This is a genomic window from Nocardia violaceofusca NBRC 14427 (assembly GCF_963869435.1).
GTDB classification, from domain to species: domain Bacteria; phylum Actinomycetota; class Actinomycetes; order Mycobacteriales; family Mycobacteriaceae; genus Nocardia; species Nocardia aobensis.
Window position 1 is genome coordinate 60,517 of sequence record NZ_CAWMPM010000009.1, and the last position, 15,218, is coordinate 75,734.

The window sequence follows — 15,218 nt, forward strand, 5'->3', positions numbered from 1 at the left end:
CGCGCCCGGCAGCGGGCCGGCTCGAGGTGAGGAGAACTGTGACGATCCGGGTTTTTCTGGTCGACGACCACGCCGTGTTCCGGTCGGGGGTGCGGGCGGAGTTGAGCCGCGAAGCCGATATGGATGTCGTCGGGGAGGCGGGTACCGTCGCCGAGGCCGTGGCCGGGATCGATGCCGCGCGACCCGATGTGGTGCTGCTGGATGTGCATATGCCCGACGGCGGGGGTGTGGCGGTCCTGCAGGGCATCGACGATCGCCCGAACGGTTCGGCGTCGGGTAACGGCCCGGTATGCCTGGCGCTGAGCGTCTCCGACGCCGCCGAGGATGTGATCGCGGTGATCCGTGCGGGCGCGCGCGGTTACGTCACCAAGACCATCTCCGGTTCCGAACTGGCCGAAGGCATTCGGCGCGTCGCGGGCGGCGACGCGGTGTTCAGTCCGCGGCTGGCCGGTTTCGTGCTGGACTCGTTCACCGGGCGGTCACCGGCTCCCGAACCCCCGCTGGACCCGGAACTGGATTCGCTGACCCCGCGTGAACTGGAGGTGTTGCGGCTGCTGGCCCGCGGCTACACCTATCGCGAAATCGCCGAAACCCTGTTCATCTCGGTGAAGACCGTGGAAACCCACGCCTCCAACGTGTTGCGAAAAACCCAGCAGTCCAACCGCAACGCGCTGACACGCTGGGCGCACCGCCGGCGCATCGACTGAGTCGCGCCTACATCGCGGCGACGAGCACCACGATCAGGATGAGCAGTCCGATCAGCAGGCCCACCGCGATCGCGAGCGGCGCCGCATTGGGCCCGAACTTCGTGAAGTCGATGTCGACGAGTTTCGATTTCCCCAATTTCGGTTGCTGCGCAACGGCTCCGGCCGCGACGACCCGCGGCGGGCGGGGCAGCGGCGCGGAATGCGGACTGCGCAGTCCGGCCGCCGAATTGCGGGCGGCCCAGGCCGGAATCGTGCCGTCGTCGGTGCGGATCGGGGCGCCGAGAATATAGGGTCCGGTGCCGGGACCGAATGCGGCGGTGAGGATTTCCTCGCGCGCCTCGGCCATGGTGGGGCGACGCTGCGGCGCCGGCTCCATCATGTGCAGCAGCACCTGGGTGAGCGGTCCGCTGCGAGTGGGCGGAATGATCTGCGCCATCGCCGCACGCGTGACGATGACGTCGTTGTCGTCGTCGAATCCGTACGGCGGATGCCCCTCGATCGCGGTGTACAGCGTTGCGCCGAGGGAGAATACGTCGCTGGCCGGGCCCGGCTGAGCACCGCGCGCCACCTCCGGCGGCAGATAGGACGGGGTGCCGGTGATCACGTCCTCCGGCTCGTCGAAAGCCTCACCGGCACTGGAGATACCGAAGTCGCTGAGTTTGGCCTTGCCCACGTCGGAGCCCCGATCGGCGACGAGGATATTGCCCGGTTTGATATCGCGATGCACGATCCCGGCGGCATGGGCGGCGGCCAGCGCATCGGCCACCTGCGCACCGATCTGTGCGACCTCGATGGGGGAGAGGGTGTCGGCCAGCGCGAGCGCCTTGGCGACGCTGCGCGAGGGCAGATACTCCATCACCAGCCACGGTTCCCCCGCCTCGAGCACCACGTCGTAGACGGCGATGGCGTGCTCGTGCGAGAGCTTGGCCGCGACGCGGCCCTCGTGCACGATCCGGTTGCGCACCTCGGTCGCCTCGGCCTCGCTGAGTCCCGCGGTGGTGAGCACCTGTTTGATGGCGACCTCGCGGTTGAGCAGCCGGTCGGTGGCGAGCCATACCGCACCCATACCGCCGCCTCCGAGTTTGGACTGCAGGCGGTAACGGCCGGCGACGAGATAGTCGGGGCCGACGATGGGGCGGGCGCGTTCGGTCACGGCGCGAGGATAGCCGAAAACCAGGGCGACCGGCCTGCTTCGGACCGGGGTTGGCGGCGGTCACAGCCCGGCGGGCAGGCCGTCGGATGTCACTGACGGGTGGCGTGGACAACAGCCGCGACCGGTGACGGAACAGTCGCAGTGGGGCTGATGTGACACGTGGGCCGGTGCGGCTTGACGGAGACCGGTCGGAAGGTTCTACTGTCACCGGATCGAACGTATATTCGATTAAGATCGATAGCTGAATCGGTGCTGCACCTCTCGTCGATGCTTCCGGGCGCTGTCGCGGGAGGCGGGCTCCGGCGCGGCGGGTGAGGTGGAGGAGGAGCGGAATGTAGCCGATGCGGCGGTGCGGTGCATCGAGTGCGGTGGAGTCCATTCGGTGAGAGATAGGTGGTCGGCGAGATGGGTTCGGCGGGTGATGCGCGAGCCGTGCAGCTGGCGGAGCTGCGGCGGCGGATGGCCGCGGTTCCGGCCCGTGGGGTCGAGGTCGTGGAACGCCCGCCGACCGCCGCTGAACTGCGCAGAGAGCTGCTTCCCGTACCGCCCGCCCTGGCCGGACTGCTGCCCGAGGGTGGGGTGCCGAAGGGGTCGGTGGTGGCCTACTCGGGTGCGGGGTCGCTGCTGACCGGCCTGCTGGCCGCGGTGACCGGTGGTGGCGGTTACGCCGCGGCGATCGGTTTGCCGCGGCTCGGGTTGCTCGCCGCCGCCGAGATGGGCGCCGATCTGGGCCGGCTGGCCGTGGTGACGGAGCCCGGCCCGGATCCGGTGGAGGTCGCCGCAGTGTTGCTGGATGGTTTGGATCTGGTGGTGGTCGGCCTGGCCGGTATGTCGGTGCCGCCCAGCCGAACTCGAATTCTCGCCGCCCGCGCCCGCAGCAAAGGGTCCACGCTCGTGGTGACCGGCGGCGCCTGGAGCGGTCCGATGCTGCGGATCGACACCCGGGTCGCGGGCTATTCGGGCCTGGGGCGTGGCCGCGGCCGGCTGCGGTCGGTGCGCCTGGACGTCTGCGTGCGCGGCCGGTCCGCACCGGAACGCACCGGCACCCTCGATCTGTGCCCGCGTGACGGCCGGGTCGAATGGCTTGTCCCGGAATCGGATTCGCCGCCGACGACACTGTCGGCAGTGGGTGCGTGATGAAACGCGGCAGGGGAGCGAGATGAAACGCCCCGGATTTCGCGTACTGGCGGTGTGGTGTCCGGACTGGCCGGCCGCCGCGGCCGCCGCCGTGGCCGATCTCTCACCGCTGCGACCGGTGGTGGTACTGCACGCGAATCGAGTGGTGGCCTGTTCGGCGGTGGCGCGCGACGCGGGAGTGCGGCGCGGTCTGACCAGGCGCGAGGCGCAGGCGCGATGCCCGGACCTCCATGTGGCGCAGGCGGATCCGGACCGCGACGCGCGTCTGTTCGAACCGGTGGCGACGGCCGTGGACGCGACGGTGCCGGGCGTGGAGGTCCTGCGGCCCGGCCTACTGGTCCTCGCCGCCCGCGGCGCCGCCCGCTACTTCGGTTCCGAGGAGGAGGCCGCCGAACGCCTGGTCGACGCGGTCGCCGCACTCGGTGTGGAATGCCGCATCGGCATCGCCGACGAACTGTCGGCCGCGGTGATCGCCGCGCGCCGGGCGCAGATCGTCGCGCCCGGCGCCGCCGCGAATTTCCTGGCGCCGCTGCCGGTGGGCGAGCTGGCCGTCGAGCCGAGCCTGGCTCCGCCGGAACGCGGCGAACTGGTGGATCTGTTGCATCGCTTGGGTTTACGCCGGATCGGTGATTTCGCGGCCCTCACGCCCGCCGAGGTCGCCTCCCGTTTCGGCGCCGACGCGATCCGGGCGCACCGGTGTGCCCGCGCCGAACCGGAGCGCCCGCCCTCGGCGGCCCCGCCCGCCCCGGATCTGATGGTGGAGTACCGGTGCGATCCGCCGATCGAGCGGGTCGATGCCGCCGCCTTCGCCGGTCGTATGCTCGCCACCCGGCTGCACGAACGACTGGCGGCGGCCTCGGTGGCCTGCACCCGGCTCGCGGTCCACGCCGAAACCGGGGCCGGGGAAGCCCTGTCCAGAATCTGGCGGTGTGCCCAGCCGCTCACCCCCGAAACCACCGCGGACCGGGTGCGCTGGCAGCTGGACGGCTGGCTCACCCACCGCGCCCGGAACGCCGGGAAACACGGGCGGACGGGTGATGCCGAAGCGCCGCCGTCCGCTCCGATCACCTTGCTGCGCCTGGAACCGGTCGAGGTGGTGGCGGCCGGTGCGCTGCAACTCGGGCTCTGGGGCGGGGTCGGCGAGGAGGATCAACGCGCCCGCCGTGCCCTGACCCGGGTGCAGGGTCTGCTGGGCGGTGAGGCGGTGCGGATCGGTGTCCTCAGCGGCGGTCGCGGACCCGTCGAACGTGTCACCCTGATCACCTTCGGTGAGGAATTGGTCCCCGCCGCCGACCCCGGCCTGCCGTGGCCGGGGCGGCTTCCGCAACCGGCCCCCGCGGTGGTGCTGGGCAACCGTCCCGAGGTCCGGCTGGAGTCCGGCGACGGCAGCCCGATCTGGCTCACCGATCGTGGCGAGTTCACCGCCGAACCGGCCGAACTGCACTGGGGCAAGAAGTCGTGGCCGGTCGCGGGCTGGGCCGGGCCCTGGCTGCTGGACGAACGCTGGTGGGCCACCGGCGATTCCGGCGGCGCCGTCCGCGTGCAGATCCTGCTCGACACCGAGGAGCGTGCCCTACTGCTGCTCGGCTACGACCACATCTGGCACGTGGAGGGCCTCTACGAATAGGGCTGGCGTAGCCCCGGCCCGGGCGCGGGCTATGGAACACCCCACACGCTGCGGCGACGGCGCCCACGGCGACGTACCCTGGCTGATCGTGGAGTCGAACGTCATCCGGGTGCCCCTGGCGGGGGTGCAGATCGCCTATCGGGATTCGGGCAGCGCGCCGACCACGCATCCGCTCTCGGAGATCCCGGTGGTGCTGGTGCACGGGATGGGTGGCGACGGCCACACCTGGGATCGCTTCGCCACCGCGCTGATCCGGTCCGGGCGCCGGGTGATCATCCCCGATCTGCGCGGCCACGGCCGCAGCGAGCACACCGCCTCGTACCGGTTCGAGGACTTCGGCGCGGATCTGCTGAACCTCTGTGATCGGCTGGAACTGCCCACTGTCGATCTGGTCGGCCATTCGCTGGGCGGATACGCCTGCTCGTGGGTGGCCATCGAACGACCGGCGCTGGTCCGGCGGCTGGTACTCGAGGAGCAGCCGCTGCCGCTGCGCTCCGGTGACGAACAACTCACCCTCACCCGGCGGCTGCCGTCGGTGCCGGAACTGTGGCATGCCACCACCAGTCTGCTGCGTCACCCGCGCGCGGTCCTCGCCTTCGATCGGTCGATGACCACTCCGGCGCTCGAGCAGTTCCGTAAACCGCATCCGGAATGGTGGGAGGGGCTGGCGGATATCACCGCCTCCACGGTGATGTTGCGCGGCGGTCCCGGCGGCATGGTCGATCCGGAGAAGCTGGAGATCTTCCGCGCCAGCGTGCCGGACTGCCGGGTCGAGGCCTTCACCTGCGGGCACAGCATCCACCGCGACCGGTATCGGGAATTCGCTTCGGTGGTGCTGCCGTTCCTGGAGCACTGAACGTGGGGGCCGATTCCCGTTCCGCACCACCCACGTCGCAGGTGCCCGCGATCGAATTCGACGGGTTGCCGTGTTCGGCGGCCGCGGCCGATATTCCGCTGCCGGGCAGCGCGACCCGGGTGAGCGGCTGGCTGTGCATCGAACAACCCGGCGCCTGGGGCCGCGATGTGATCGGCGATGCGGTTCTCGGCGCCGAGCTCACCGCCAGACTGGCCGCACGGACCAAGGCCGCGCGAGTCCGTCCCACCCTCATCCGGCGTCCCGGTCGCGGCGAATTCACCGGTGTGCGAACGGTTCTGCTCGCCGCCTCCCGGCCGCGGGGTTCGTGGTGCGAAAGTCTGACCGTCACCGATCCGGAACAGCTTCTCGATATCGACCTGCAGGTACTCAACGGTCCCGCGCCGGGAATCGGTGAGCGCGTAACCGATCCGCTGACCCTGGTGTGCGCCCACGGCAAGCGCGATCAGTGTTGTGCCCGGCTGGGACGTCCGATCGCGGCCCGGCTGGCGGCCGAATATCCGGATCAGGTCTGGGAGTGCTCGCATACCGGTGGGCATCGGTTCGCACCCGCGATGGTGATCCTGCCCGAGGGCCTGACCTACGGCCGGGTCGACGGCGAGGATGCGGTCCGCGCGGTCGCGGCTGTCGGGCGTAATGATCTGTCGTTGAATGGTTTTCGCGGACGAAGCGGCCTTTCCCCGGTCGAGCAGGTGGCGGAGATCGCGGTGCGCGAACGGGTGCCGGCGGCCCTCGACCAGCTGACGGTGACGGCTGTCGAGCCGGACACCCCGATCTCGGATCCGGCGACCTTCGCCGGCGCCGCGGAGGTGACCCACGCCGACGGCCGCCGGTGGCTGGTCAGCACGCGGACCGTCGGCTATCCGCCCCGGCAGGCGAGCTGCGGCGCGGCCCCGAAACCGGCGTCGGCGATCGTCGCGGACGAAATCCGCGAGACCACTCGATGGTGAGTGCCGTGCCTGCGGTCCGCTGCCGCGTTCACCAGTAGGTGCCGGGCACCAATCGAGCGGCGCGGCGCAACGTCGAGCGCGTGACCCGTCCCGCCGTCGACGACTTGCGTTGCGGTTTCGCCTGCAGCGCGGGCACTTCCGACTCCGGTTCGTCCTCGACCGGCAGCTCACCCTTGGCGGCGGGGGAGTCCGGCAGCGCCCGGTAGTACCGGTGCATGACGCGATCCTTGATCCCCGGCGCGAACAGCGTCCCGTATTCGGCCAGGGTGCCCACGGGCACGTCGATGCGCCGCGGACGCTCGCTCAGCGCGCGCACGATGGTGGCCGCCGCCCATTCGGGAGATTCCGACGGTCCCTGTTTACCGCTGGGCGCGATCATCGGCGTCCGCACCAGCGGCATGTGGATGGTCGTGAAAGTGATGTTGTCGGAGAGCATTTCGGCCGCGGTGACCTCGGCGAACTTGTCCAGCGCGGCCTTGCTGGCCAGATAGGCGGCGAACCGCGGGGTGGCGACCTGGACCCCCGCGCTCGAGATGTTGACGATGTGTCCGGATTTGCGCTCCCGCATCTGGGGCAGCAGTGCCAGCGTCATTCGCACCGCGCCGAAGTAGTTGACCGCCATGGTCCGTTCGAAATCGTGCAGCCGGTCGGTGGATCGGTGCACGGCGCGCCGGATGGAGCGGCCGGCATTGTTGACCAGCATGTCGACGTGGCCGTGCGTGTCGAGAATCGACTTCACGGTCCGGTCCACCGAATCGGAATCGGTGACGTCGCATTGATAGGCGTAGGCCCGCCCGCCCGCGGCGGTGATCTCCTCGACCACGGCGTTCAGTTCCTCGTCGCGGCGCGCGAGCAGCAGTACCACGGCGCCCTTGGCGGCGACGGCCGTCGCCGCCGCCCGCCCGATTCCGGAGGAGGCGCCCGTGATGACGACGTGTTTCCCGGTGAGATCCCGGCGTGCCCGCCGACGGGACAGATAGCCCTGTTCGGCCGCGTGGTTATCCGACATCGCTGCTCCCTTGCAGGTCGATTTCCCCCGAACTTACTCCAAAGTAAGTTCGGCTGCCAAGGGGCCGGCGCACATCGCCGGGGGGAGCCGGGTAGGCCACGAGGACTACATCCACCCTCCGCCGGTCATCCCGCAGGGCGATGCCGGCCGGGTACTCCCGCGGTCATGCTGGGTGTTCGGATATCTGTGCGGGAGGAGACGACGGTGGGTCTGTGGACAGCGTTGCGCCGGCGTTCGGCGGCCAGGGACGAGAAGGCCGGGGCCGATGCCCGGGCGAAGGCGATCGCGGCGGGGGCATCCGAACGAGAAGCCGCCGCCGCCGCGGAGCAGGCGGTCCGGCGTGCGCGTCGGCGGCGTCGCGCCCTGTACGCCGGCGGTTGAGCGGGCTCAGGCGGTGAGCCGGTCGTCCTCGCTGATGAACAGCGTCGCGACCACGCTGATCACCGCCGTCGCCACCAGATAACCGCAGGCGAGCCAGGGTGTTCTGCCGCCCACCGCGATCAGCGCCGTGACGATCATCGGGGTGATGCCCGAGGCGTAGATCCCCGAGACCTGGTAGACGAACGAGAGTCCGGTGTAGCGCACCTCGGCCGGGTACAGTCCGGCGTACAACGTGCCCTGCGCACCGTAGAACAGGGCATGGGCGACACCGAACACCGCGATGATCGCGAGGGTGAACACGACGATATTGCCGACCTCGAACAGCGCGAACACCGGATACACCAGCACGCCGTACGCGGCGATACCGGCGATATAGACCCGGCGCGGCCCGAACCTGTCGGTCAGATTTCCGGATACCGGAATGAGGGCGGCCATCACGACCGCGGCAATAGTCACCGCGAGCAGTACCGGAACCTGTTCGAATCCGAGATGCCCGGTCGCGAAACTGATCGCGAAGACGCCCCAGGTGTTGAACGCCGCGCCCTCGCCCCACCGCGAGAGCAGGCCGAGGACGGTGTTGCGCCGGGTGCGCGCATTCCGGAACAGTTCGACCACAGGCACTTTCGAGATCCGATTGAGCCGGTCGATTTCCCGGAACGCGGGCGTCTCGTCGATCTTGAGCCGCACCACCAGGCCGATGACCACCAGAACCACGCTGGCGCCGAAGGCGATTCGCCAGCCGTAGTCGAGAAATGCCTGCTCGCTCAGGACCGTACGCAGCAGGGCGAAGACGCCGGTGCCGAGTGCGAGGCCGAGCGCCAGACCGATCTGCGGATAGCTGCCGAACCGGCCGACCTTCTTGCGGGGACTGTGTTCCACGGCCAGCAGGACCGCACCGGCCCATTCCCCGCCGAGTGCGAAACCCTGCAGAATGCGCAACCCCAGCAACAGGATCGGCGCCGCGATACCGATCGCGGCACTGGTCGGCAGGACACCCATCAGCGCGGTCGACCCGCCCATGATCGCCATGGTCAGTGCGAGGGTGCGTTTGCGCCCGATGCGGTCACCGATATGGCCGAAAACCAATCCGCCGACCGGACGCATCACGAAACCGACCGCGAATGTCGCGAACGACAGCATGGTTCCGACGAACGCGCTCGTATCCGGGAAGAACAGTTTGTTGAAGACGATGCCCGCGGCGGTGGAATAGAGGAAGAAGTCGTACCACTCGACCGTGGTGCCGATCAGGCTCGCCGCCACCGCTGTTCGAGTTTCGGCGGCGCCGAGATGTTCCGGCCGCTGCTCGTGCTGCCCCCCGGCGCGCGTACTCGCCGGCGCGGACTCCAGTACAGACATGGGGTCCCTTTCCTTCCCGCCGTCGATTCGCGCAGTGACATTAGGGCGAGTCGATATCCGCGAAAAGGATTCGAATCAGTCGGATTCCAGCGACGTATATCGCGGCGGTCCGTTCCGGCCCGCGGCCGAGAGAGTTTCGCGCAGGGCCTGGGGGCCGCGATCCAGCTCCCGGCCTCCCTGGCGATGGTCCGGCGCGCCTACGCCGACCCCGGACACGCGCGGCGGTCGGCCTGTGGACGGCCGCCGGCGGGGCGGCGATGGCGGCGGGGCCGGTGATCGGCGGCGTGTTGCTGACCGCGGCGGGGTTGCCTTCCCGAACCCGGTGCTCGCGAGCTAGCATCGGTATCGAATATACGTTCGAATCGGCGAGGGTGTGAGCGGTATGGGCTGGGGAAACGGCCCGCCCACCTGGGCGGAAATGGAGCGGGTGCTCTCCGGTCTGCCCGGGCGCGGGGCCACCCCACCGGGCGACGGCGGGGACAGCCCGGCGTGGTCGCATACCCGCGGCGAATATCGGGCGGGTACGCGGCCGGAGGCGAGCGGTCCGCTGGTGCCGTATGCGGAATTGCACACGCATTCGGCCTACAGCTTTCTCGACGGCGCCTGCCAACCCGAGGAAATGGTGGAGGAGGCGGTGCGGCTGGGGCTCGAGGCCCTGGCACTCACCGATCACAACGGCTTCTACGGTGTGGTGCGTTTCGCGGAGGCCGCCGCCGAATGGGGGCTGCCGACGGTGTTCGGCGCCGAATTGTCGCTGGGGGAAACCCGCGACGCGGCGACGATATTCGGTTCGGCGCCGATGGACGATTCCCAGCCGCGCACGGGGGAGCCGGATCCGTCCGGACCGCATCTGCTGGTGCTGGCGCGCGGGCAGGAGGGATATCGGCGGCTGTCGCGGGAGATGTCGGCGGCACATATGGTGGCCGGCGAGAAGGGAATTCTGCGGTACGACCTGGATCGGCTCGCCGCCGCCGCGGACGGGCACTGGCATATCCTCACCGGCTGCCGCAAAGGTCACGTGCGCCGGGCGCTGGAACGTGGTGATGCCGAGGCGGAGGCGGAGCTGCGCCGGTTGATGGATCTGTTCGGACGCGACCGGGTGAGCGTCGAACTCACCCACCACGGAGTGCCCGACGACGACGAACGCAATGCGCGGCTGATCGCCCTCGCCACACGGCTGGATGTGCCGGTGATCGCCACGACCGCAGCGCATTTCGCCACCCCCGCCCAGGGGCGCCGGGCGATGGCGCTGGCGGCGATCCGGGCCCGGCGCAGTCTGGACGAGATCGACGGCTGGCTGCCGCCGACCGGCGGCGGGCATCTGCGGTCGGGCGCGGAAATGGCCCGGCTCTTCGCCGAATGCCCGCAGGCGGTGGCCGGGGCGGTCGATCTGGCCCGCGAATGCGCCTTCGATCTGCGTTTGATCGCCCCCGAATTGCCGCCGTTCGACGTGCCGCCCGACCACGACGAGAATTCCTGGTTGCGAGAACTCACCCTCGCCGGGGCGCGCGAGCGATACGGCCCGCCGGAGGGAAATCCCAAGGCGTACCGGCAGATCGAACACGAACTACGGATCATCACCGAACTCAATTTTCCCGGCTATTTCCTGGTCGTGCACGACATCGTCCACTTCTGCAAGCGCAACGACATCCTGTGCCAGGGCCGGGGGTCGGCGGCCAATTCCGCGGTCTGCTACGCGATCGGCATCACCAATGTGGATCCGGTCGCCAACGATCTTCTGTTCGAACGCTTTCTGGCGCCCGAACGCGACGGTCCGCCCGATATCGATCTGGATATCGAATCCGATCGCCGGGAGGAGGCGATCCAGCACGTCTACCGCAAGTACGGTCGCGAATACGCCGCGCAGGTGGCCAATGTGATCACCTATCGCGGTAAGTCCGCGGTACGCGATGCCGCTCGCGCGCTGGGGTTTTCGCCCGGGCAGCAGGACGCGTTCAGCAAACAGGTGAGCCGGTGGACCGGGGTGGCGTCCGAGACGCATACCGATATTCCGGATCGGGTCCTGGAACTGGCGGGCGAGATCGAGGGCCTGCCGCGGCATCTCGGAATTCATTCCGGCGGCATGGTGATCTGTGATCGGCCGATCGCCGACGTCTGCCCGGTGGAGTGGGCGCGTATGCCCGGCCGCAGCGTGCTGCAGTGGGACAAGGATGATTGTGCCGCAGCGGGTCTGGTGAAATTCGATCTGCTCGGCCTGGGCATGCTCTCGGCCCTGCATTACATGATCGATCTGGTGCGCGAGCACAAAGGTGAGGTCGTCGAATTGCACGCCCTCGATCTCACCGAATCCGCCGTCTACGAGATGCTCGCGCGCGCGGATTCGGTGGGAGTGTTCCAGGTCGAGTCGCGCGCCCAGATGGCGACGCTGCCGCGGCTGCGCCCGCGTGCTTTCTACGATCTCGTCGTGGAGGTCGCGCTGATCCGGCCCGGTCCCATTCAGGGCGGTTCCGTGCATCCCTATATCCGCCGGCGCAACGGCCGGGAGGAGGTCACGCTCGACCATCCGGCGCTCGAGAGTTCGCTGGCTCGCACCCTCGGAATTCCGCTGTTCCAGGAACAGCTCATGCAGATGGCGATCGATATCGCGGGGTTCACTCCCGCCGAGGCGGATCAGTTGCGCCGCGCGATGGGATCGAAACGGTCACCGCAGCGCATGGAGCGGCTGCGCGGCCGCTTTTATCAGGGCATGCGCGATCTGCACGGAATCACCGGAGAGCTGGCCGATCGCATCTACGAGAAGATCTACGCCTTCGCGAATTTCGGTTTCCCGGAAAGTCATTCGCAGAGTTTCGCCGCGCTGGTGTTCTATTCGGCCTGGTTCAAACTGCATCATCCCGCCGCGTTCTGCGCGGGGCTGCTGAACGCGCAGCCGATGGGTTTCTACTCTCCGCAGTCGCTGGTGGCCGACGCCCGCCGGCACGGGGTGGTGGTGCACGGGCCGGATATCAATCACAGCCTGGCCGGAGCGACGCTCGAGCAGAACGGAACCCAGGTGCGGCTGGGCTTGTCCGCGGTCCGGCACATCGGGGACGACGTGGCCGAGAAGATCGTGGCGGCACGGTCCTCCGGTCCCTATCGATCGTTCCTGGACCTGACCGGCCGGGTCGAGTTGTCCGTGCCGCAGGCCGAGGCCCTGGCCACCGCGGGTGCGCTCGGCAGTATCGAATCCGCGTCCGGCCGCGGGCTCGATCGGCGGCAGGCGCTGTGGGCGGCCGGTGCGGCGGCGGGGGAGCGGGCGGATCGGCTGCCGGGGACCGGGGCGGTCACCGACGCGCCGGCGCTGCCCGGCATGAGCGAACTGGAAATGGCGGCCGCCGACGTGTGGGCGACCGGTGTGTCGCCCGGCCGCTATCCCACCGAATTCCTGCGCCCGCGCCTGGACGAACTCGGCGTGGTCGCCGCGAACCGGCTGCTCGCCGTGCCCGACGGGTCCAAGGTACTGATCGGCGGCGCGGTGACGCACCGGCAGCGACCGGCCACCGCGTCCGGAGTCACCTTCATCAACCTGGAGGACGAGACCGGCATGGTGAACGTGGTGTGCTCGGTGGGCCTGTGGCGCCGCTACCGCCGCATCGCCCAAGGCGCCCCCGCGCTGCTGATCCGGGGCCGGGTGCAGAACGCCGAGGGCGTGGTGAGCGTGGTGGCCGAACATCTGCAGCGCATGGACCTGCGGATGGCCTCGAAGTCGCGCGATTTCCGCTGAACCATCGCGGCTACGCTCGTCGCACCGGCCGAATATCCGCACCGCCCGAAGATCGAGGAGCCGCACGTGCCGACCGTGGTCCGCGCGACCATCAAACCCAACAGCCGCAAGGGCCCACTCGTCGAAACCCTCGACGACGGCACCCTGCAGCTGTACGTACGCGCCCCCGCGGTGGAGGGCAAGGCCAACAAGGCCGCGATCGAACTTCTCGCCGAGCACTACGGTGTGCCCAAGTCGGCCGTCCACCTCACCGCGGGCGCCACCTCCCGCTTCAAACGCTTCGCGATCGACCTCTGAGGCGCCCGACGGTACCTATACGGCTCCCGGGAACCCCAGCTGCCGCCATGCCTCGTACACCGCGACCGCAGCGGCATTGGACAGGTTCATCGACCGGCGGCCCGGCAGCATGGGGATGCGTAGCTGGTCGGTGATGTGCGGGTCGGCCAGGACGTCGTCCGGGAGGCCGGTCGGTTCCGGACCGAACAGCAGGACGTCACCGGCACGGTAGGCGATATCGGTGTTGTGCGTGGTGGCATGGGTGGTGAAGGCGAAGACGCGCTCGGGCCGCAGGGATTTCCATGCGGCGGAAAGGTTTTCGTGCACGGTGACCACCGCGAGATCGTGGTAGTCCAATCCGGCGCGGCGCAGCTTCGGCTCCGACAGATCGAATCCGAGCGGCTCGATCAGATGCAGTTCGCACCCCGTGCCGGCCGCCAGACGGATCGCATTGCCCGTGTTCGGTGGGATACGCGGTTCGAAGAACACCAGCTTGAGCACACCGAGACGGTACCCGCTCCCGGTGGCGGCACGACCGGACATGCGAGAATCGCAGCCGTGACCGACGTGCCGACCACCCACCCGCAGCATTCCAGCCCGGCGAGCCGCTTCTTCCAGGTTCATCTGCCGATGCTGCTGGTCGTCGTGGTGCTGCTGGTCGCGGTGGTTTTCCTGGCGCAGGACCGGTGGCGGCGCGGTGCGTTCTTCATCGGCGGTGCGACGCTGCTCGCGGCCGTGTTCCGGTTGTGCCTGCCGTCGGCGCGAGTCGGGCTGCTGGCGGTGCGCAGCCGTCCGTTCGACATCGGCGCCTATACCGTGCTGGGCGGCGCGATCATCGTGCTGGCGGCCACCATCAGCAGCCTCGGCGTCGGCTGAACTCGGTCGGCTGAACTCGCAGGACGGACTCAGGATTCGCGGGCGTCCTGTGCGGCGCGCGCCAATTCCATCGTCTGCTCCAGCAATTTGCCGATGGCCTCGATCTCGGTGAGGAAACCGTCGTGGCCGTCGCGTGAATGCACGACTTCCAGACCTTTGCAGCCGGGCAGCAGATCGGCCAGTTCCTGCTGGGTCCGCAACGGGTACAACCGGTCCGAATCCACGCCGCCGACCACGCACGGCACCGGGGTGGCGGCCAGCGCGGCCTCGATGCCGCCGCGTCCGCGGCCGACGTCGTGCCGGTTCATGGCCTCGGTCAGCAGCACGTAGGTGGCCGCGTCGAACCGTGCGACCAACTTGTCGGCCTGATGCTCCAGATAGCTCTGCACCGCATAACGTCCACCGTCCCAAGGGTTTTCGTCGCCCTGCGCGGTATTGGCGAACCGGTGGTCGAGTTCGAATTCGGTGCGGTAGGTCAGATGCGCGATCCGGCGCGCGATGCGCAGACCGGCCAGCGGCCGGCGGCCGGTGCCGTGGTAATCGCCGTCCTGCCAGTCCGGATCCGAGGTGATCGCGGCGATCTGGGTGGTCTGGGTGCCGATCTGATCCGCGGTGGCGCGGGCGCCGACCGCCAGCACCAGGGCCGCGTCGACGCGATCGGGGTATCCGACCATCCATTCCAGCACCCGCATGCCGCCCATCGAACCGCCGACCACCGCGGCGATGCGGGTCAGCCCGAGCAGGTCCAGCAGCGCCACTTCGGCGCTCACCTGGTCGCGGATCGAAATCTCCGGAAAGCGTGCGCCCCAGGGCTTTCCGTCCGGCGCGAGGGACGAGGGGCCGGTGCTGCCCTGGCAACCACCCAGAACGTTGGTCGCGATCACGCACCAGCGGTCGGTGTCCAGTGCCGCGCCGGGCCCGACCAGTCCGTCCCACCAGCCCGGCAGGGCGTGCAGTTCGTCGGGTTGCCCGCAGACGTGCGAATCACCGGTCAGCGCGTGTTCGACCAGCACCACGTTGTCCAGGCCGGGGGCCAGTTCACCCCAGCGCTGCACGGCCAGTTCGACACCGGGGACGACCGCGCCGTTCTCGAGGCGGACATCGCCGACGCCGATGATGCCCACCGTGCCGTCCGGCGGCGGTAGCAG

General features: G+C 69.3%; 14 protein-coding genes. 9 read left to right on the forward strand and 5 right to left on the reverse strand.

From position 1 onward, the window contains the following. Nucleotides 1-44 precede the first annotated feature (44 nt). Nucleotides 45-707, forward strand: coding sequence for a response regulator (locus AC5592_RS08460; protein ID WP_036498325.1), 663 nt, complete (start codon nucleotides 45-47; stop codon nucleotides 705-707). Between the two features lie 7 nt (nucleotides 708-714). Here the strand turns inward: AC5592_RS08460 and AC5592_RS08465 are convergent, their stop codons facing one another. Beyond that, a complete protein-coding gene (locus AC5592_RS08465) occupies nucleotides 715-1,860 on the reverse strand; it encodes a serine/threonine-protein kinase (protein WP_036498315.1) in 1,146 nt (381 codons plus the stop codon). A 405-nt stretch (nucleotides 1,861-2,265) separates the two neighbouring features. On the opposite strand from AC5592_RS08465, the gene imuA' reads away from it, so the two are divergent. The 4 genes from imuA' (at nucleotide 2,266) to AC5592_RS08485 (ending at nucleotide 6,448) form a co-directional block, all read left to right on the forward strand. Then, complete coding sequence (imuA', locus tag AC5592_RS08470; protein WP_036498326.1) at nucleotides 2,266-2,997, forward strand: DnaE2-dependent mutagenesis accessory factor ImuA'; 732 nt, start codon at nucleotides 2,266-2,268, stop codon at nucleotides 2,995-2,997. Nucleotides 2,998-3,019: 22 nt separating this feature from the next. Continuing rightward, nucleotides 3,020-4,624 (forward strand): DNA polymerase Y family protein, encoded by a 1,605-nt coding sequence (locus AC5592_RS08475; protein WP_036498327.1) that lies wholly within the window; start codon nucleotides 3,020-3,022, stop codon nucleotides 4,622-4,624. Between the two features lie 88 nt (nucleotides 4,625-4,712). Further along, nucleotides 4,713-5,480 (forward strand): alpha/beta fold hydrolase, encoded by a 768-nt coding sequence (locus AC5592_RS08480; RefSeq protein WP_036498328.1) that lies wholly within the window; start codon nucleotides 4,713-4,715, stop codon nucleotides 5,478-5,480. A gap of 50 nt (nucleotides 5,481-5,530) precedes the next feature. Further along, nucleotides 5,531-6,448 (forward strand): ferredoxin family protein, encoded by a 918-nt coding sequence (locus AC5592_RS08485; protein ID WP_063063966.1) that lies wholly within the window; start codon nucleotides 5,531-5,533, stop codon nucleotides 6,446-6,448. Between the two features lie 28 nt (nucleotides 6,449-6,476). On the opposite strand, the gene AC5592_RS08490 is transcribed toward AC5592_RS08485, so the two are convergent. Beyond that, nucleotides 6,477-7,457: an SDR family NAD(P)-dependent oxidoreductase gene (locus tag AC5592_RS08490; RefSeq protein ID WP_036498316.1), complete on the reverse strand. Its 981-nt coding sequence runs from the start codon at nucleotides 7,455-7,457 to the stop codon at nucleotides 6,477-6,479. A 204-nt stretch (nucleotides 7,458-7,661) separates the two neighbouring features. Between AC5592_RS08490 and AC5592_RS08495 the strand changes: the two genes are divergently transcribed. Next, nucleotides 7,662-7,838 (forward strand): hypothetical protein, encoded by a 177-nt coding sequence (locus AC5592_RS08495; protein ID WP_157121677.1) that lies wholly within the window; start codon nucleotides 7,662-7,664, stop codon nucleotides 7,836-7,838. 6 nt (nucleotides 7,839-7,844) lie between these two features. Here AC5592_RS08495 and AC5592_RS08500 read toward each other — a convergent pair whose 3' ends face one another. After that, nucleotides 7,845-9,194: an MFS transporter gene (locus AC5592_RS08500; protein ID WP_063063873.1), complete on the reverse strand. Its 1,350-nt coding sequence runs from the start codon at nucleotides 9,192-9,194 to the stop codon at nucleotides 7,845-7,847. 382 nt (nucleotides 9,195-9,576) lie between these two features. Here AC5592_RS08500 and AC5592_RS08505 point away from each other — a divergent pair, with 382 nt between their 5' ends. Both AC5592_RS08505 and AC5592_RS08510 read left to right on the forward strand, forming a co-directional pair. After that, nucleotides 9,577-12,918, forward strand: a complete 3,342-nt coding sequence (locus AC5592_RS08505) for an error-prone DNA polymerase (protein ID WP_063063874.1) — start codon at nucleotides 9,577-9,579, stop codon at nucleotides 12,916-12,918. A gap of 66 nt (nucleotides 12,919-12,984) precedes the next feature. After that, nucleotides 12,985-13,215: a DUF167 domain-containing protein gene (locus tag AC5592_RS08510; RefSeq protein ID WP_036498332.1), complete on the forward strand. Its 231-nt coding sequence runs from the start codon at nucleotides 12,985-12,987 to the stop codon at nucleotides 13,213-13,215. Nucleotides 13,216-13,230: 15 nt separating this feature from the next. On the opposite strand, the gene AC5592_RS08515 is transcribed toward AC5592_RS08510, so the two are convergent. Then, complete coding sequence (locus AC5592_RS08515; protein WP_036498362.1) at nucleotides 13,231-13,695, reverse strand: tRNA (cytidine(34)-2'-O)-methyltransferase; 465 nt, start codon at nucleotides 13,693-13,695, stop codon at nucleotides 13,231-13,233. Nucleotides 13,696-13,824: 129 nt separating this feature from the next. Between AC5592_RS08515 and AC5592_RS08520 the strand changes: the two genes are divergently transcribed. Beyond that, nucleotides 13,825-14,070 carry a DUF3017 domain-containing protein gene (locus tag AC5592_RS08520; protein ID WP_036498363.1) on the forward strand — a complete coding sequence of 82 codons (246 nt, stop codon included), beginning with the start codon at nucleotides 13,825-13,827 and terminating at the stop codon, nucleotides 14,068-14,070. A gap of 29 nt (nucleotides 14,071-14,099) precedes the next feature. On the opposite strand, the gene metX is transcribed toward AC5592_RS08520, so the two are convergent. Continuing rightward, on the reverse strand, nucleotides 14,100-15,218 hold the full coding sequence (metX, locus tag AC5592_RS08525) for a homoserine O-acetyltransferase MetX (protein ID WP_371507167.1): 1,119 nt from the start codon (nucleotides 15,216-15,218) through the stop codon (nucleotides 14,100-14,102).